Raw genomic sequence first — 20,059 nt, forward strand, 5'->3', positions numbered from 1 at the left:
CTATTTATTTAGAGGTTGGGTTATTTTTTTAATAGTATTTTAAATCATTTGTGTGTTCTGCTATCATTATTCCTATTGCTCCAAAACATATCAAACATCATATCCACATATTTCTGTTTAAAATCTGCATTATCTGCAAAGGTTTTATAGATTTCAGTGTCTACTACCAAATCTCCTTTTGAAGAGAAGATTAGCTCCTTCATAACATCGGTAACTATCTTATTCATATAGTCTTTTGCATTAGACTTATCTGAATTATTAAATACAGCCATTTGTGCTTCGTTCTCCCTAATTCTTCTAGGAATTTCAATACTTAACCTTTCATTTACTTTATCGTTGTCTGTCCATTCAATATCACCAAATCTTTTATTAAATTCATTTATGATACCCTCTAAAGTGTCAAACATTTTTTCTGTTCCAAAACCACCTTCACTTACAGGAATAGGCTCAATAGAAGCTGTCTCTGCAACTAAATCTATTTTTCCTTGTTGGTGTCTAGAAACTCTATAGCTATCCATGTTAATAGCCTCAATGATGTTTTCATCATCATTTTCATCATCAATCTTTAATAAGGGTGATAAATACTTTAAATACAGCCATAACATTTCCCATTCTGGATTTTGTACATCTACAATTTTAGCTAAATAGCTATAAGTTCTTACAAAGGATTTTGCTTGTGATTTAAAGCTTATTTTCTCATCTTTTGTTAGTTCACTATCAAAAAAATAAGCACCTCTTTTTATAAGTGGTTCTGTTTTATTTCTATCAACATTATTATAGTATAATGTAAAGTGTTCTTCTACAATTTCTGGGGAATAGACTTGATATTCAGCTAAATTGTCTTGCAAATCATTTAACTTGTTTATATCTGTTTCCTCACTTAAAATGGTTGTTGTATAGTAGTCTTGAAAGGCTACTTTTATGTCATCTAGCTTATTAAAAAAGTCTAAAACAAAAGTGTCTTTTTTAAAGGGTTTATGTGCTCTATTTAATCTTGACAGTGTTTGAACTGCTGCAACACTAGATAACTGCTTATCTACATACATGGTATGTAATAGGGGTTGGTCAAAACCAGTTTGGTATTTGTTGGCTACAATTAAAAAACGGTATTTGTCTTTTTTAAACTTGCAGGGAATGTCATTGTCTCCATCAGCAAAATTATTCATACTAGCTTCGGTCATTTCTATACCAGTACTGTAATGTTTATTCTTACCTGAAAAAGCTACAATAGTTTTATAAGGGGATTTTATTTCCTTTAGGTAATCATCTACTGCATCTTTGTATTTCATAGCAGAAGCAATACTTTTACATACTATCATTGCTTTTGCCTTTCCATTAATTAAATGATGTACATCTTGATGGAAATGATTAACCATTATTATGGCTTTTTCTTTAATAGCAAACTTGTGCCCTTCTACATAAGACCTTAATTTTTTATTGGCATCTTTTATTTCAAACTCCTTATGCTCTTTGGCTTGTGATATTAACTTATAAAAAGAATTGTAAGTGGTATAGTTTGCCAACACATCTAAAATAAACTCCTCTTCAATAGCCTGTTTCATAGAGTAGGTATGAAAAGGCTTAAACTTTGTTTTCTCTAAACCATCATCACCTATACCTTTATAAGGCACCCCAAAAGTTTCTAAAGTTTTATTTTTTGGTGTAGCAGTAAATGCAAAGTAACTTGCGTTTTTCAACATTTTTCTACTTTCAATAATATGATTTACAATATCATCAGTATCAATTGTACCATCTTCATTTTTTGGTAAATCATCAAAGCCTTTTCCTGCTAAAGCTGCATTCATTTTAGCAGCAGTATCGCCACTTTGGCTACTGTGGGCTTCATCTATTATAATTCCAAAATTAGATTCCTGTAAATCGTCCATTTCCTTAAGCAAAAAAGGAAATGTTTGTACTGTACAAATAATGATTTTTTTCTTGTTAGCTAACGCTTCTTTTAGCTGTGAAGTTTTAGAGCCACCTTTACCTGTAATAGCTTCAACGGTAGATTTTACTTGTGCAAACCGTTTAATGTTCTCTCTAATTTGCCTATCTAAAACAGTTCTATCTGTAACTACAATAACAGAATCAAACAAGTGGTTAGTATTGGTTTTATCATACAAACCAACTAATTGATGCGCTAACCACGTTATAGAATTGGACTTTCCTGAACCAGCAGAATGCTGAATTAAATACCGTTTACCAATGCCTTGATGTTTTACATCATACAATAAATCTCTAACTACTTTTAGTTGGTGGTATCTAGGGAAAATAAGTTTAGGACTGCTCTTTTTCTTAATCCCTAATTTTCTGTTACAAGGGTCATCATCATCTTTTACAATTTGTGCAAACTGCCCTATTATGTTAGTAAAACTTCTTTTCTCTAAAATGTCCTTCCACAAGTAGGAGGTTTTAATACCTTCATTGACTTCAGGATTTCCAGCACCAAAAGGAGCAACATAATCACCATCATTTAGTCCTTTATTAAATGGGAGGAAAAATGTTTTATCGTAGGCTAATGCTGTAGCCATATATACCAAGTCTGTATCTGCTGCAAAATGCACCATACATCTACCAAAGTTGAAAATAAGGTCTTTTGGGTCTCTGGTATTTCTGTATTGTTTTATAGCATTTTTTACTGCTTGGTGTGTAAAGGCGTTTTTAAGTTCCATTGTTACAACTGGAAGCCCATTTAAAAAGACTACCAAGTCTATTTCATTTCTATTAGCCTCTGTATACATTAACTCTTGGGTTACTGTAAACAGGTTTTTTTCAAATAAGTCTTGTGCTTTTTTATTATAAACAGATGGTGGTTGTTGGTAAAATAAATCTATGGTTTTATCATAGTGTTTAACACCTTTTCTTAAGGTATCTACAATACCATCTTGCCTTATTTTTTTATCTAACCGCAACAAAAACTTTCTTTCACCTTTATCTTGAATGAAATCGAATTTTTTAGGTTGTGTGGTTTTTATAAAATACCATAGCTCTTGGAGGTTAAAACAAAACTCTTTATTAAAGTCTTTTGAAAGCGTTTCTGTATATCCTTGCTCACATAGTTCTTTAACTATGAGTTCTTGAAATCCTCTTTCGCTATAGTCTGTTGTTTGCATATTATAAAGTCTTGTAGGTTGTTGCAGGTTCTGCTGCTTTACTTATAGTGATTGGTTTCTTCTCAAAGCTCTTGGGTGCTTGTAATTTTCCAGTAACCACATTCTCAATTAAAGTAGATAATAGATTTTTTGAAAGTTCATTTTCTTTTTTTATCAAATTTTTTGTATCAACTAATTTTATATGAAGTTTATATATACTATCAATAGTTTTTTGGTCTGGAATAGGAATTTTCAAATCTCTAAAGTCTCTAAAGCTTATGTTTTTCCCCTCTCTAATTCCAGAAACAACTGTGTTAAGCAATCCAATAAATTGACTCGATTTAAAAAGGTATTTGTAATAATACTTTAAGTTCTTAAGCTTTTTGTATTCATCTTTTAAATAGAACATAGTATATGCTGGACTTGTGATTCCTTGTACTTCTGACAATTCAATTCCACCTTCAAATGACCTTAAACTAATAACAAAATCACCATTACAAACTAACTTTAATCCATCCGTTTGAGTTGCTGTAACATAATTTTCTTCAATCTCATCTTTAAAAACTAAACCTCTAGATTGTGTAGCTGCTAGTAATCTTTCATTTGGATGATTTTTAATATTTCTTTCGTTGAAAATCCATTTCCCTTTTTTTATCTCCCAATTCTTATCAAATAAATCTTCCCACTCCTTAACTTCCTGTTGTCCCTTGGTTCCAAAAACTAATGCGTATAGCTGATTTTCTGTTAAAGAAAGCAGTTCACGTTTATTTCTAATGAATTTTTTAATTTGTCTCTCTTTCCTATCCAAATAGGCAACAATAAGATTTTGTGTTTCAATAGGTGGAATTGGAATGTACTCATCCTTAATTATATTGTAATCTATATTTTGACCTTCTCTTATTCCAGTCACACAAGTTTTCAGTAATGCTATGAAACTATGAGATTTGAATAGATGTTTATAATAATAACTATTCACATTTTTTTTTGGAAAAAACACTGTGTAAGCTGGGCTTATTATTCCTCTTTCATATGAAATTTCAATACCACCTTCAAAAGACCTTAAACTTATTACAAAATCTCTTTTGTGCACCAACTTTAGTAGATGTAAATCTTTTGTAGCAGTAGTCGTTCTTCTTCCGTAACTGTCCTTTAAAACCACTCCTTTATCTTGAGATGCGACAAGTAGAGGTTCATTTGGGAATCCTTTAGTTTTTCTTTCTTCAAATAAGTACTTAAACTTTATGTATTCCCAATCATCAGTTATTTGATTGGTATAAATGAAATCTGAATTTTTGTATTTATTATATGTGGGCTTCAATTAATCGCAGAAGTTAATAGGTTTAAAAAATTCATTTCCTTGTCCGTAAGCAATAACTTCTTTGTATTGCAATCTGCCAATAATAGATGCTGGATGAGTTCCAAATTTTTTGGCATATCTTACAATATCATCAGTAGATAGTTGTCTGTTACTGCAAATTTCAGCTTCTTCCTTTTCAGATAGAATGATGTTTGAAGCAAATGCATCAGCTTGGGCTTCATAGTCTTCATTTTCTCCTGCGTAAGCAACATTTTCAATAGAAATATATTTTTTACCATGCAGTAAAATATGACCTACTTCATGAAAGAATGTAAACCAAAAAATATCGTTTCTTCTATACCTACCACTTAATTGTATAAGCGGTACATTGTTAATCCATCTAGTAGAGCCATGAATAGCTGTTTTAGGTAAACAAGGTGTGTGTACTACTTTTACACCTGCTGTTAGGCATAAGGCTTGTAGTTGCTCAAAGAAATCATCTGGCTGTTTAGCCATTATTTTTTTTATCTCTGGCAGTAATTTCTTAAATGCAGACTTATCAAATTCTGGTGCTTCTAAAAGCTCTGACTGCAATTCTCCTTGTCTTAACCAAGATGCAATAGCAGTAGCATTTTCGTGGTCTTTTAATGAAATTCTAAAAGCCACTTGAAGCTTTTGGTTGATGTAATAATCTTCCCAAGCTTTTGTACTAGCTACCTCAAAGTAGTTAAATAAATAAACTACCTTTTCTCTAATTTTTAAGGTTTTAGGAAGCCAGCCCATACTTGCCATTTTAGCATAAGGAAATTTTTTAGCCCATTCTATAGCATCATCAATAGCTAACTGAAAGTTAACTCTTGCTTGATACTCGTCAAAATTGCTTTGGGCATTCATCCAAAAATGAGCAGGTATTTTAAGAACTTGTTCAAATAGCACTGCCATATCTGGTGTAATAGCACTTTCACCTTTTAATACTGCTGTAATAGTTTTTTCTGGTTTTCCTGTTCTTACTGCAAATTCTTTTGCTCCTAATTCTCTTTCTTCTAATGCCTCTAATAATATGTCGCCAGGGTGTGTAACACTTTCTGGGTAATACTGATTAATAGTTGCCATATTTGTCCCTTCTTTAGTTTTCTGTTTAATGGTAATCTTCAATGTTAATAATTTCTACTCCTGAAATTTCAACCCAAATATATTTTCCATTGTCATCTGTAGGTATTGGGTTTTCTTGAGGGGTAAAAATGAGTCTGTAAGGATGGTCTAAATCGCAAGCCCATTGCCCTTTTTTGTTCTCTTTTAATTCATGAAATCTTCCTGGGGCATATCTTAAGTCTTCTAAAGTTGTTGCTGCTTGAATTTGGGAGAGTCTTTTTTTGTAGACTCTAAATTTATCTGCACCCAACTTTTTTTGTCCATCCCTGTCACTGTTGGCGTATTTCTTTAACTTCTTGTCCCCAAATGTAATATCCATTGCAAATATAATAAACTTATTAACATTAAGTGTTAATTAAAAAATAAAAATAGTAATTAACTTTTAATAATCTCTTCTAGAATTCCTTCTGTTTCCTTTTCTAAATCAAGGATTTCCTGCTTTATTAGCTCTAAATCTTTAGGGGGAGAATAGTTGTAAAAATATCTTGTAAATGAAATCATGTAACCTTTAGTAATCTTGTCATAGTTTATCCATGCATCAGAAACATAAGGAATAACTTCCCTATTAAAATACACTTCTATATCTTCATTTAAAGGTACAATTTCGGTATCTCTTAAATCAGCATCTGCTTCATAGGTTAAAGTGCCAATCTTTTCTTTCTTCTTAATAACTGGTTTCGCATCTTCATCTTTCCAACTCACAGCAAGTAGCACCTTTTTCTTGTTTGTAGCACTAACTTTGTACGAAAACGATTTTAGCACTTTATCAACATCTTTATTGAATTGGTTGAAGTCATCATAAAGTGTATCTCCAATTTTAGTAAAAATATCTTTAGCAATTAGCATCAATTCTTTTTGAGTTTTCCAAGTAGCTGCACTAAACAGTTTTTTCCTATTAGCAGTAGATGTTTTTAAGTCTTGGTCTTTAATCCATAGCTCTGTTTTTTGTTTAATATCTTTTGTAATACCTTCATATAGAGTATCTCCAAATGCTTTAAACATCCATGTCATTTCCTCTGAAATAGTGTTTACATATCTCAATCTTTCGATTGCTTCTTCGGTAAACTGCGATTTGTATCTTAAAGGTCTTTCTATGGTAACTTCATGATAGCCAAAATCCTCATTGTTGAATACTTTAGATATTTCAGTTTCTTTACAGTTTAGAAATAAGTCCTCTATTTGCTTGATATGGCTTGGTTGCATCTCACAGTTTTTCTCTCCTAAATTTCTTCTTAAAGGCGTAGATAAGTCTAAAGCATTAATAAGCTGAATTTTGCCTTCTCTTCTTTTTTCTTTTCTATTAGAAAGTAGCCAGATATAAGTTGGAATTCCTGTATTGTAAAATATTTTTTCTGGGAGCGCCACTATACATTCTACCAAATCATTCTCAATTAAGTAGCGTCTAATTTCACTTTCTCCTTGACCTGCATTACCAGTAAATAACGAAGAACCGTTATGGACTGATGCAATTCTGCTTCCTAATTCAGTTCCTTTCTTCATTTTATGAACCATGTTAGAAAGAAATAGCAATTGACAATCAGAAATTTTTGGCAGTCCTGTTTGGAATCTCGGGTCTTTTATTACTTCATTAGTTTTACCTCTTTCATTAACCACTGCATCTTCATCCTTTTTCCAAGCCTTACCATAAGGCGGATTAGACAACATAAAGTCGAATTCTTTAAACTGAAAACCATCATTAGCTAATGTAGAACCATAAGCAATATGGTAATCTTTTTCGCCTTTAATAAGCATATCAGAATTACAAACTGCCCAAGTTTCAGGGTTTACTTCTTGTCCATATAAACTGAAAGAGGTTTTGTTATCTGTTATCCTTTTAGCATATTTTTCAGCCTCGGTTAACATACCACCACTTCCACAAGCAGAATCGTAAATAGAGTATTGAGCAACTTTAAGTTTATCTTTTATTGGTAAAAAGATAAGGTGTGTCATTAACTGTATAATTTCTCTAGGTGTAAAATGTTCACCAGCCTCTTCATTGTTTTCTTCATTAAACTTTCTAATAAGTTCTTCAAAAACATAGCCCATACCTAAATTAGTTAAAGGAGGTAGTACCTCGCCTTTAGGGTTTTTAATTTCTATTGGACTTAAATTGATTTCTTTGGAGGCTAGTTTTTCAATTAAAAGAGGAGTCAATCCATTCTCTTTTAATTTTGCAAGCTGCTTTCTTATTTCAAACCTATCAATAATTAGTTGAATGTTATCTGAAAAGCCATCTAGGTATTCTTCTAGATTACTGTCTATATTAGCAGGGTCATTAGTTAATGCTGTATATGGAAATTTAGATTTTACAGTACTGCTGTCTGAAAATGTAAACCCTGAAATATTATAAAAGGGGAATTTAGATTGATGTGTCAGTCCAGACAAATCATCTATCCCATTTTCCTTTAAAAAGATATATCCTTTTAAAACCTCTTCCTTGGTTGGTATTAGTAATGCGTCCAGCCTCCTTAATACAGTAAAGGGTAGGATTATATCCCTGTATTTACCTCTTACAAAATCATCTCTCAAAACATCATCAGCAATGCTCCAAATGAAGCTAACTATTTGATTATGTACTTTATTATTCATTTATACTTTTTATGTGCCTATAAATGTAAGGCTATTCAAATGCAAAAAAAATTTTATAAAAAAAAATTATCGATTAAAAGCGAGAGTGCCAGATACCTTGTGCAAAACCCCCACTAAGTTCTGGGGATAAAGATGCCCCTACCACTTTATATAGTAAAGAAGATTTTCTGGCAGAGTTAATAAATTCAAGGTGATAGTTGAGATTTATATGCTGTAGGTAATTGATTTTCTGTGTGTGGTATACTACAACTCAAAAACTTTTAGAAAAATGGTTAGAATCGTAAATTACAAAGAGAGACAGAAAGAGGATGGTACTTCATTCTTCGTTCTGGAACTACAAGGAGGAATTGAAATGGTATTAAGCAAAGTTACAGGAAACTTTTATGCTACTGCTAAGAAAGCTTATATACCTTCAACATTTGATGAGCAGGTGTGTACTGGGCTTATTGGTACAGAAATGCCAGGGAGCATCATTAAAGAAGACTGTGAGCCTTTTGAATATGTTGTAAAGGAAACAGGAGAGGAAATTACATTATCCCACAGATGGGTTTATGTTACAGAAGATGCTGTAAAGCCAAAGCAAGAAACTTTTGTGCCTAAACATAATATTATAGCTAATTCTGATGTGTTTTCACAGAATGGTATTCTTGAGCATGCAGAGTAAAAATATAAGCCTAGTCTATGTAAATAGATTGGGCTTTGTTTTTTGAGTTTTAAAATACCCTTACAATATTGTGCTTGATTGCTTATACCTTCATAAATAAAAAATAGTATAACTGTAGCGAGTTTACTTTATTACTATAAGGATATATTATTAATCTTGAAGGTGGGTATAAGTAGCTATAAATGAATTTTGTAAGGTGTTGAGGTTTCTAATTAACAAATATATTCATTATGAAAATTTCCGAAATAAGTGTATCATACTCAAACAATAATGGGGATAGACTAAAAATAAGTAATAGTAAACAGTCTTATAATATTATAAGAGCTTGTTGGAGTGATTCTACAATAGAATTACAAGAAGAGTTTAAGGTACTAATGATGAATAGGAGTAACCAGATTTTAGGTGTTTATCCGCTTTCTAAAGGAGGTGTTTCTGCTACTGTGGTAGATGCAAAATTAGTGTTTAGTGTTGCTCTTAAATGCAATGCTTCAAACATTATAATAGCACATAATCATCCTTCAGGAAACCTTCAGCCAAGTGAAGCAGATAAGAATTTAACACAAAAACTAAAACAAGCAGGGCAGTATCTAGATATCGTGCTGTTAGACCACTTAATAGTAACTAAAGATGACTTTTATAGTTTTAGTGATAATGGATTGATAAAATAGTCCTCTTTTTTCCATTTCTATATATAGTGAATTGGAAAAAGTGGGACTTTTTGTCTTTTGTATGTGTATGAATGAGTGTGAGAGTAGGCTTTTTAAGCAAAAATTTACAGTTTGTAAGCCCTATAGATTAATATTAATAGCTAAATCTTACTTTTTATCTTCAAGGTTTACAATATCACATAAAGTGATACCTAAATTATCAGCAATCCTTTTTAAAGTGTATAAAGTAGGGTTGGTTCCACCAGCTTCTAAACGACTAAAGTTAGATTTTTCAATATTACATTTAGCAGCAAGGTCTTGTTGAGCAATACCTTGCTCTTCTCTTAACATTTTAACTCGCTTTCCAATTGCTATTTGAAGTTGGTCTTTATCGTCCATTTTAAAACATACATTATCTAGTTGTCAAAAATGATAATTAAGTAAGCTGTTATGGTTATCATAAATGATAAAAAAAGTATGTTTGTTAAATCTATTATCTATAAGTGTTTATGGCAATTTCAAAGTTTATAAATAAAATATAATGAAAGTAAAAATTTCAAAATTTCAAAATACAGGAATAACAGAAGCTGATTTTCATTTCAGTTTAGAACATAAATTGAGTAGTATTAAAGAGCAGATAAATTTAGAGTCAGATAGTTTTTGTTCTTATGAACTAGATAGAGGTAAGAGTTCTAAAGATAAGCTAGTTTTTAGAAATGTAAATCACTTGAAGATGTTGCACAAATATCTTGTATCTAGTTATTTCTATGTCGCCTTGATTGCATTTCCAGTTTTAGTAGTTTTACATGAGAGTTCCAAGGGTGTAGATAGTGATGGTAATCTAACAAGTAATTTTATATACATATTAATCAGTTTAGCATTCCTTTTCGGAACATTTAAAGGGCTCAAAGTTCCGTATAGGATAGTTATTGACAACTTAACCATTTCTGAACAGAACCTTTTTACAAGAAAAGTAGATGTTTTGTTTCCCAAAAGAATACTAACTACAAATGTTAATGAAATAGACTTCGTTATTATTTCATCAGAAGAACAATCATTATTTATAATGGAGAATGAACAGTTTGAAGTTATTGAATTCCTAAAAAACTATCTCAAAAAATTTCGTTTTGAAAGTCACTTATAAATAAAGGTATAGAAGAGAATGGATGAAATTAGTAAAGATGAAAACCAAGAAAGCATTTCAGAATATAGGAAACATCTAAATGATTCCAATCCGATTTGTGAATACAATGCATTCAGCTATAAAAGTGTTTGTAATATGAAGGCTATAGAGTTATGGTTAGAAAGGTACAGAGGTTTTACAATACTAGAAGATAAAAGATATGCTTCTAAACTGAATTCGATAGAGGTATTAGTGAAAAAGGATTTTGAGGTCTTATATGGTAAGTTAGATATTTTATCAAGGCTGTATAAGAAGGAAGCTTACTTTAGGCAACAACTAGATAACTATAATGAATTTAAAGACAGTGTGTTGAAACTTGAAACTTGGTTTTCATATCAAGAAGAAAACAAAAATGAATATCAATTATTTTCTTCTGTATTTTATGATAGTAGAGAGCTTACTCATTATCGTTTAGAATTAGATGAACTAACATTAAACCCTGAAGATTTTAAGTACACACTTAAATACATGGGTATTATAGAAGAAGCTAAAGCTATCCACTTTGAAGGAAAAATCAAATCAATAGATGATTTAGAAGTTTATAAAAAAACTGAAAATACAAGAGCATACACAAGGCGTAAAATAGTACTGTCAATTGATGATTTCTGCTGTAGTGAACTTCAAGTGGTTTTTACAGATGGAAGGGTAAAACACTTAGATAATTTAAGTGTAGGTCAGTTTGTAAAAGTATTTGCAAGACTCACAGGAGGAGAGCTGCAAAATTCAGAAGGTACTAAAGAGTATAAACATCATTTATATGGTTGGCGTGTAGAGATATTAGATGCTAAACCAAAAGTAAAGAAAAACACAAAGGAAATGGATTTGTATTATAAATACATTTTACCATTACCTTTTTAAATAAAAAACTATGGAATTAACAGGGGAAATAAAGGTCTTAAATGATGTTCAAAATATAGGGAACAATGGCTTTAGAAAACGAGAGGTTGTTATAACTACAGAAGAACAGTATCCTCAACATATTTTAGTAGAGTTCATACAAGATAAGTGTGATTTACTAGATAGTTTTGTTGTAGGTCAAGAAGTAAAAATAGCCCTTAATTTAAGAGGTAGAGAGTGGATTAACCCTGAGGGAGTAGCTAAATACTTTAATGCTATTCAAGGTTGGAGAATAGAGCTTGTTAATAGTAAACAGCCTACACCTCAAACACAAACACAGCAAGAACCAGTTAGCTTTATAGATGAAGCAGATAACGACTTGCCATTTTAATAAGAATCAATTAACCAATAAATAATAAATTATGAAGAATATCTTTTTAACATTAATAGCGATTTTGTCATTAGTAGCTTGTTCTAGTGATGATGATAGTGAGGTTGCAGAAATGACAAATGCTAACCTCAGTTATAAGTTAGTATATACTACAGGTGTATTGCCTAGTTATTATGTAGTAAGAGCAGGAAATACAATTACATATGAAGATTCCTTTGAGTTTAAAGAAGTTGGTTATGATGAAGATACTAGAACTGTTACAGTAGAAACAGATTTAAATCCAGTTAAAATAGAATCGAATTTCTATATTGAAGGAGGTTCAGAAGTAAATATTAAGTTAATTAGTTCTGAAGGTAACATCATAGATGAACAGACTATTTCAGAAGTAAATTATACTTATAACCATAATTTTTAATAAACTAAAACCTAATAGAATGAAGAATACATTTTTAATATTAATAGCTATTTTAGCATTTACAGCCTGCTCAAGTGATGATGACAATCAGGGAGAAGAACAACAAATTAGTCAATCTCATATTGTACAGTTTACAACAGGTGCTCTTGAGGATTGGGTATCTGTAGGCTTAACAACTACATTAACTTCAGATGATGGAACAGAGTCAACAATTAGTTCAGATTTTGACTATACCCAAAATATAGTTAGCGTAGAGATTCCAGAGAACACAGTAGGCTTTGAGTTAGGATTTTATATAGAAGATTCTTCTCAAGCTGAAATGTGTTTTTATGGTTCTGTAGATAACGTTAATGTTCATCAAGAAAGCATAAACCAACAGAGTTTTCAATATCAATATACTTTTAATTAAGGTATGTGTAATTCCTTATTAAAAGAATTTCGCTTTAGTATTGGAGAACAGTATGAATTAAATGAGTTTAATCTTAAGGCTTTAGAATCAACTTTTAGTAATGGATTAGAGAATGAAAATTACGAATATATAAAAGGAGATTTTAGAACACTATTCGGGGTTTCTTTTTGCAGTAATCCAATCTTACAGTACAATGGAGATATACTTTCTAGAATAGTATATAGCTTTGATATAAAGGATTTAGGTAAGTTGCAAGAGAAGTTAAGTGATTATTTATTAATTACAGATAAATTTGATTTAGGTCAAACATTTACTGTTTTCAGTTTTCCAGAATTTAGTCTGATGCTAGATATAGAGAAAGATATAAAGCTAAGAGTGTTTAAAATTCTGGGTCAAACATAGGTCAAACATTTTTATAATAATAGGTAACTAAAGGAAACAAAGAAAAGAATGGTTTTTAATTATATCATTGATAATCAACCATCTGAAATAAAAAGCAACAATCTGAAACATAACAGTTACAGACTCATAATCAGGTGGTCCCTGGTTCGAGCCCAGGTGGGACCACTACTTAAAAAAAAGCCTTACAGAAATGTAAGGCTTTTTTCATGTTCTCAGTTTAAACATTTACTTATTTTATTAAGTTTGGAACATGAATAGTACAGCAGAAAACATTTATATCGCCGAGGCCGTAGGAAGCTATAAGTGCAACAGGCTGTATTAGCGACCAAGTAATCACTGTATTTGTAGAAGGCTATGGCGACTATGAATACCAATTAGAAAATGGACCATGGCAAGACAGTAACATCTTTACAGGTGTTATCCCGAGAAGCACCGCCTATACCGTACACGTACGTGATAAAGACGCCTGTTCAGACTTCGTAGTAGACATCCCAAATGTTAATGTGATTGACTATCCAAGGTTCTTCACTCCAAATGGTGATGGTTATAATGATTACTGGAACATCTATGGTTTATCAAGCCAAGGCGGAGCCGAGATCTATATCTTTGACCGTTATGGCAAACTAATCAAACAAATTAGTTCACAAAGTCAAGGCTGGGATGGTACCTACAACGGAAACCCAATGCCAGCAGATGACTACTGGTTTACCGTAACATTTGGGGAAACAATAATATCTTATAAGCCACTGAGAGATGCAAATGGTAATGTTATTAATGAGCCTGTTACTGACGAGCCTGTTACAGGTGAAGTGACACGAATGGTAGCTAGAGAGTTTAAAGCTCACTTTGCGCTTAAGAGATAATAATAGTCCACTTATAACAACAAGTAAGGGCTACCATTTGGTAGCCCTTATTCTTTTATGTAGGATTAAAAAAGATCTCTTTTAGTTATAAATTATCGTATTACAAAACTATGTGATATCTTCATTTCTCCAATACCTCCAACATCTTTCCATATGGTTAATACATTTTCTTCTGTACTAAACATTCCTGCAGTATTCTCAGTAATAACTTTAAAATGATGGTATATTGGGTTTGCTTGAGCATCAATTACTGTTAAATCACTGCTTTCAAGGTTTGTGTCTTCTAGCGGTAAATGAATATTCTCATCATTGGTATTTATTTCATGTATCTTAACCCAATGTCCTTGATTATTCATTTTATATACATGATAAGTCCCCTTATAACACATTTTATCCCAATGTAACACTATGTCCTTAAGTAAATAACTTTGGATGGGCTCAAAAGAATGACTTAATACAGGTGAATTAGGTTTTTTAGATTCGGATACAATTGTAGCTAATATTTTAGAAGGCTGAGACGGAGCATATTCTATAACTATATTATCTTCATCATCAGCATACTCTACCTCTCTAGATACGGTTACGCGATAAAATAAAGTATCGCCAAACGGAATCTCTTCTAAATCAGAAAAATCATCAGTAAATTTCCATATATTATTAGTATCCATACCATCAGCCTCTAAATCAACCTCTTTAACCAAAGTCATAAAATATATAGATTCGGCATCAATACGGCTATCTGTCCTATATAACTTAATCTTTTTAATATTTTGAACTAAAGGATAAGCGTTAATCTCAAAACTTATTTTTGATGTAATATTTAGCATATCATTGGATAATACAGGCAGTGCACTTTTAATTTTAGGAGCTTCTGGAGCATTCGTATTTACCATTTTAATAGGGCCAAGTGGTGTACTAAAATCACTCATTTTCATCTGTGAGCCTATTTCCTTTGCAGCATAAAAGTATAGGTTAGATGTAGTACCATCAAGTGTAAAATCTGTAAATTGGATTTTGTTTGTACCTACAACTTTCATCATAGGAGCCATCTCAAAACCACTATTAGCATCTCTTGGATTAAGTAAATAACCATTATCATCTCTTATTACAGGTTTCTTATTTGTAGGCTTATAACCCGATTCAGTATGAATAAAATTATAAATTACAGGAATCTCATTAAGGGGTACAAACACATTTAAGATAGCCTCTTTTACAAAATCAAGCAAACTCAAATTATTAGAGTTAGGCATAGTTATTACAATACTATCTAAAGCCATATTACCATAGTAATCATTTGATATTAAAGGTATGCTTGTATCGTAATGTTGATTGTGTTTTTGAATAAAGAAATTAATCTCATCAAAAAATTTCACTTTATTAGGCAACGGAAATTTATATGCATTTTCTAAATTTGGCGGGAATGTTGAGTAATCTCCATCAGTACTTAGTAAATCAAAATCTAAAAAATTTTGCCATCTATCAGTAAGGTACTCTTCTTGGTTACCTCCAATATTAGCCAAATCTGCTCTAATTTCACGAATAGTTTCTATTTCATAAATCGAAGATAACAAAGCCTGATCATCAGATCTATAAAAACCAACACTATAAGGTTTATGACTAAACTGTGTGGTAAAGGTATATGTTGATTTACCAAAAAAATCGGGTCTTGTAGCATATAAAACTCCTTGCGGACCATTTGGAACTTGCGGAAGAATTATCTCTTGTGCAAACATTATAGCTGGGACACTAAGCCTTGATTTATAAAAGGTGTTATCATTATTTGTATTATCATAGTCTACTGCTCGAAGACCAAATATTGAATAATGTACTCCTTCGCCTTCTTCAGGTAAAATTTTTTCTTCTGTAAGATTGTGTAATGGATCATGGTATAGGTAAACTTTGTATGATGGATAATAATTTACAGATATATTATTATCAATAAGAATATTATTATTATCAACAGATGGATTACCTTGACCATCTGATTGGAAGTTTTCATCATGTATATATAAAACCAAATTGTTTGCAGTACCTATATTTTCTGTTTTAAAAACTTTAAATACCTCCCTCGAGTCTGTCAAACTACCACTTACCATATTATTCTCAGTATAAAGTCTAACAGTACCATTGAAAAACTCAACAGAGACATCATTATTATTATACTGAACGTGTTGAGGAAGACTAAACGAATTGAATGTTATTTTATATATCCCTCTATGGGTGTTGGTTTTTTGTATAAGTTCTCCGTTTGAGTTTTGAAAAGTAAAGTTTTCTAAAAACTTTTCAATTGTAGCTTCTTCCCAAAATCCGCGTGTCTTCTCTATATATTTTTCGACAAGACCAGCATCGTTAACAAACCTTACTAGTTCTCTATTTACTCCCCAAGAATTAGTCCCATCAAACCCTATTTTTACTTTAAGACTATGAGGATTTGTCTGAGCACCCCATGAAGAAGTATTCTGCATGTTTTCGACTATTGTACAAAGACCATCATTCTCAATAGTAGGAGTCATAATGGGCTGAGAACCTACAGTAGCAACTTCATTTCCCATAATACTATTAGTAATTTGCTGGTTATATACTGTAAATCTCAAACCATTTGGGGTTTCAACAATATTATTTACTATATATTGCTGGTCTCCCATTACTAGTAAACTACCTATAAAATTTTGAGAAGTTGTCCCCTCTGGAAATTCAGAAGGTACCATACCATCAATTTGATGATAGGATTCCGTTTGTAGTACCGAAAGGAATGGACTACTATCTTGGCTTACTGATACTACTTTTGTATAAATAGTTTTTGGTGTTTCATTTCTAAAAAATATTTCGACATCCTCTGCAAATATCTCATCATCATCAGGAAATAAAACTTCTGGATCTGTTACAAAATCACTATCAGGAACAGCTGTATCAATAGGTATTTGATAATTAATAACTTCATTATTAGCATCATAATCAAATGTAAGCCTGATTAATGTTTTATCTGCATCATTAATTTGAGCTAATTTGAGCTGTTCTGATTGCGAAGAAAACATCAAAGGACTCTCATTTACAATCAATAACGCGTTAATGTTAGTTGGTGGTAATAATGAGTTATAGGGTTTAATTTCTGTTTCAATTTGCAATACAATATCGCTAGTAGTAGCTCTAGAAAACCAGTTTATGCCATATCCAGAGTAATAATACATACCACTACGTGTTTGCCTATGAGTGTATAGTGGATTATTATAATCGGGTATAATTATGGGTAAGGTTTCATACGATTCGATACTCGTCCCATCAATATTCAGATATTTTTTAGTGTGCGATAACTCCGGCTTTTCCCAAATTCCTGTATCACTTTGTCCAGGTTCAACCTTACGATACTCAAGCCCTGCATATATTGGCATTGTAAATGTAGACCCATCAAAATCTATTTCATTTGCAAAGAACACAGGGTTAATTTCTCCTTGTGGTAATTGTTCAGGAAATATTTTTATATATCTTTTTCTACCATCAAAAGAATAGCCGTTTTCATCAACATTTGCCGAGCCATCCTCTCCTTCTTCATTAGAGAATCCTGGCACTAGCGCGCTAAGCGCTACGGGTAAAGGTAGTCTTTGCGTGTTTACCGAAGTTGGTAATGACATTGAAAGATGATGTACTTCGCCAGACAAATCGTTGCTTAAACTACCAGAGGTATAATATTCTGATATGTAAATATACTCTCCTTCCATAACTTCAGAGGCAAGGTCAAGCGTACCTAGCCCTAACATTCTAGCTATATGATAATCATAACCTGCAATTAATAACATATCTAGGTTAGATATTTCCATTCCTGCCTCATCTTCACTACTACCTATTGTTAGTGGTCCGCCTTGATCATTTGCTAGATTTAAATCAAAAAACTCAACCGCTTTAGGATTATCAGGGTCATTACTCAAGTTAATGTATTGACCTACTACATCTTTTATATTTCTATTCCACTCCTCTACAGGAGCATTCCATTTTTCTACATAATTATCTGTGTCTACATAAGCTTCATCATTAAAACGTAGCCAATTACCTTTAACAGGGTTATTTTCGTCAGGATCAAGTTGACTTATAGCTAATTCATCATCTAAGGTTAATGCATATTCTCCTAAAGATTCCCATGCAGCATTACTATTTGTATTGACTATGAAATCAGAATAAAATTCAAATTCTACTTGCAAGACAGTACAATTTTCAGGCTTAAATCGTACACTTCTACCATTTTCACTTATTAAATCAACGTTATCCAACTGTGTTGAACTATATGTTTTCCTAAAAAAGAGTGACTTATTTACAAAAATTTGATTTTCAGGAACTGATAATGCCTCTGCTTGCAAACTACTAGTAGGTGTAGTATTAGAAACTACAAGTTTAGAAGCAAAAAATAATTCTCTTTTATTTTCTATTTCTATTATCTCATTTCCATAAGCCTGAATAAATCCAGATGGATTAGTCATTGGGTTAATAGTAGCTCTTACTTGGTCGTATTTTGTAGCATTACGGAAATAAACAAAAAATATTCGGGTATCATTATTAAACTTATAAAGCCAAAACTTCTGCTGATCATTAACAGCTTGTGGCAATAATGCTAGGTCAAGTGTAAACGTTGCTTTTTGATAAGGGGTGCGATATATTTTAACAAAATCGTTAGGCTTATTAAAGTTAACATTATTAGCAGCATAGTTACCCTTAGGTATATGGTTATCGCCTAGTGTACCACCAAGAGTCCACCTTAAGTGGATTCCTTTTGTACTATCAGTACCTGTAGATCCTACTGCTTGAAAGTATAAATAGGGCGATTGAAAAAGTGGATTATCAGATATGTCAATCGAATCTCCACTAGCGCACTGATTTATTTTAACAGAAGTAATGTCACTAATAGATACTGTTACATCATTGGTAACTGCTACTGTTATATTATTAGTTGTTACTGTATAGTCTGAAGTTATGCTGAGAGATACGTCTGGAAGGGAAGCTATAGGGGAGGGATAAGGTTGTGAAATACAACTTTCCATGTTTTCATTTATAAGTCCTACTACGTTTGAAGTAGGGGAGGGATAATGAACAGTATTACATACAATTTCTTGTTCACTAACTTGGAGATTTAAAGGTGCAGATGTTATTTCTTTTGTCCATATTGTAGAGTTGTCAGCAATGTTTATTTTTTGTAAAACTGCTTGATTATTGTTAGCTCTATTGATGAATAATGAATCTTCTGTACTAAGACCAAAACCAGAATAATATTCATTACCAATATCATCCACATAGCGCTTAACCATGATATTTTGATTCATAGTTGTATTTAGGAAATTCAACTCCATCAAAAAATAGTCATAGTCATTATTGTCTCCAAATTTTTCTTTTCCAATTATTCGGATTTTTCCATTGGAAAGTTTTTTTATTTCATAGGCAGTATGGTATCCGTTTGTATCATTTGCAAAAGCAAATTGATTAATTAGATTAAGATTGTGGTCTAATTTTATATAAGATAAATTCCCACTAGCAAGGTAGATATAATCATCATCAAAAGTTATTAAATCTCTTTTTATACTGTTTATACTTATGGTGTTAGAGCTATTATCTGTATCAAGCCTTTTTGTAGCAACGACTATACCTAAGTCATTTATTTTGATAAATAAGCTTACAAAAGGAAATGATGATAACCCAAAAGGTAGACCACTTGAGCTACATTTTATGAGATAATTATTTGTACTAACTCTTTTGATATATATATTTCCCGTATTAGGTGTATGATACTTTTTTTTCCAAGCGATAGTACCTGTAGGTGTTATGCGGAGGACTACAAAATCTGTGTTATCTGTAGCCACAACCAGAAGAATCGGAGCCGGAATTTCAGTAAGGAGTATCATTATATCACCATTATCGCACATGGTAGGTTCAGACAACCTAACATTTGGGTAAATATCACTAAATCTCTTTTCCCATAATACTTCACCCGAAAGATCAGTTTTAAGTATAAATAAATCGTTTTCTATTTTACCAAAATAATAAAGAACATTCCCTGCTTTTAGGGAAAATTGGTAATGATAATCTTGTGGTTTATCGTATATATTTAAAAATGACATAGTTTTTCTTGTATTAAATA

Annotated in this window: 16 protein-coding genes; 9 read left to right on the plus strand and 7 right to left on the minus strand. The window is 31.7% G+C overall.

The window, feature by feature from the left end:
- Positions 1-44 precede the first annotated feature (44 nt).
- Genes DVK85_RS04435 through DVK85_RS04455 form a run of 5 tightly spaced genes read right to left on the minus strand, consistent with a single transcriptional unit; the run spans position 45 to position 8,130 of the window.
- Entirely contained in the window at positions 45-3,113 is a 3,069-nt protein-coding gene (locus DVK85_RS04435; protein ID WP_114677280.1) for a type I restriction endonuclease subunit R, read from the minus strand.
- A 1-nt stretch (position 3,114) separates the two neighbouring features.
- Positions 3,115-4,410, minus strand: coding sequence for a restriction endonuclease subunit S (locus DVK85_RS04440; protein ID WP_205431299.1), 1,296 nt, complete (start codon positions 4,408-4,410; stop codon positions 3,115-3,117).
- The gene (locus tag DVK85_RS04445; RefSeq protein ID WP_114678979.1) at positions 4,411-5,502 is read right to left on the minus strand and encodes an ImmA/IrrE family metallo-endopeptidase; all 1,092 of its coding nucleotides are present in this window, start codon (positions 5,500-5,502) and stop codon (positions 4,411-4,413) included.
- Positions 5,503-5,527: 25 nt separating this feature from the next.
- Positions 5,528-5,860, minus strand: coding sequence for a type II toxin-antitoxin system RelE/ParE family toxin (locus DVK85_RS04450; RefSeq protein WP_114677281.1), 333 nt, complete (start codon positions 5,858-5,860; stop codon positions 5,528-5,530).
- A gap of 56 nt (positions 5,861-5,916) precedes the next feature.
- Complete coding sequence (locus tag DVK85_RS04455) at positions 5,917-8,130, minus strand: type I restriction-modification system subunit M (RefSeq protein WP_114677282.1); 2,214 nt, start codon at positions 8,128-8,130, stop codon at positions 5,917-5,919.
- A 268-nt stretch (positions 8,131-8,398) separates the two neighbouring features.
- Between DVK85_RS04455 and DVK85_RS04460 the strand changes: the two genes are divergently transcribed.
- Complete coding sequence (locus DVK85_RS04460; protein WP_114677283.1) at positions 8,399-8,794, plus strand: hypothetical protein; 396 nt, start codon at positions 8,399-8,401, stop codon at positions 8,792-8,794.
- A gap of 230 nt (positions 8,795-9,024) precedes the next feature.
- Positions 9,025-9,462 carry a JAB domain-containing protein gene (locus DVK85_RS04465; protein WP_114677284.1) on the plus strand — a complete coding sequence of 146 codons (438 nt, stop codon included), beginning with the start codon at positions 9,025-9,027 and terminating at the stop codon, positions 9,460-9,462.
- A gap of 147 nt (positions 9,463-9,609) precedes the next feature.
- On the opposite strand, the gene DVK85_RS04470 is transcribed toward DVK85_RS04465, so the two are convergent.
- On the minus strand, positions 9,610-9,840 hold the full coding sequence (locus DVK85_RS04470) for a helix-turn-helix domain-containing protein (RefSeq protein ID WP_114677285.1): 231 nt from the start codon (positions 9,838-9,840) through the stop codon (positions 9,610-9,612).
- Positions 9,841-9,982: 142 nt separating this feature from the next.
- Between DVK85_RS04470 and DVK85_RS04475 the strand changes: the two genes are divergently transcribed.
- The 7 genes from DVK85_RS04475 (at position 9,983) to DVK85_RS13640 (ending at position 13,941) form a co-directional block, all read left to right on the plus strand.
- On the plus strand, positions 9,983-10,585 hold the full coding sequence (locus tag DVK85_RS04475; RefSeq protein WP_114677286.1) for a hypothetical protein: 603 nt from the start codon (positions 9,983-9,985) through the stop codon (positions 10,583-10,585).
- An 18-nt stretch (positions 10,586-10,603) separates the two neighbouring features.
- Entirely contained in the window at positions 10,604-11,482 is an 879-nt protein-coding gene (locus DVK85_RS04480; RefSeq protein WP_114677287.1) for a DUF3127 domain-containing protein, read from the plus strand.
- A gap of 10 nt (positions 11,483-11,492) precedes the next feature.
- On the plus strand, positions 11,493-11,852 hold the full coding sequence (locus DVK85_RS04485) for a DUF3127 domain-containing protein (RefSeq protein ID WP_114677288.1): 360 nt from the start codon (positions 11,493-11,495) through the stop codon (positions 11,850-11,852).
- 31 nt (positions 11,853-11,883) lie between these two features.
- Entirely contained in the window at positions 11,884-12,267 is a 384-nt protein-coding gene (locus DVK85_RS04490) for a hypothetical protein (protein ID WP_114677289.1), read from the plus strand.
- Positions 12,268-12,286: 19 nt separating this feature from the next.
- On the plus strand, positions 12,287-12,676 hold the full coding sequence (locus tag DVK85_RS04495) for a putative periplasmic lipoprotein (protein WP_114677290.1): 390 nt from the start codon (positions 12,287-12,289) through the stop codon (positions 12,674-12,676).
- Between the two features lie 3 nt (positions 12,677-12,679).
- Positions 12,680-13,078, plus strand: a complete 399-nt coding sequence (locus tag DVK85_RS04500; RefSeq protein WP_114677291.1) for a hypothetical protein — start codon at positions 12,680-12,682, stop codon at positions 13,076-13,078.
- Between the two features lie 503 nt (positions 13,079-13,581).
- Entirely contained in the window at positions 13,582-13,941 is a 360-nt protein-coding gene (locus DVK85_RS13640; protein ID WP_240339566.1) for a T9SS type B sorting domain-containing protein, read from the plus strand.
- Between the two features lie 92 nt (positions 13,942-14,033).
- Here DVK85_RS13640 and DVK85_RS04510 read toward each other — a convergent pair whose 3' ends face one another.
- Positions 14,034-20,039, minus strand: a complete 6,006-nt coding sequence (locus tag DVK85_RS04510; RefSeq protein ID WP_114677293.1) for a hypothetical protein — start codon at positions 20,037-20,039, stop codon at positions 14,034-14,036.
- Positions 20,040-20,059: the final 20 nt, after the last annotated feature.

Origin of the sequence: Flavobacterium arcticum, assembly GCF_003344925.1 — a bacterium.
Taxonomy (GTDB): domain Bacteria; phylum Bacteroidota; class Bacteroidia; order Flavobacteriales; family Flavobacteriaceae; genus Flavobacterium; species Flavobacterium arcticum.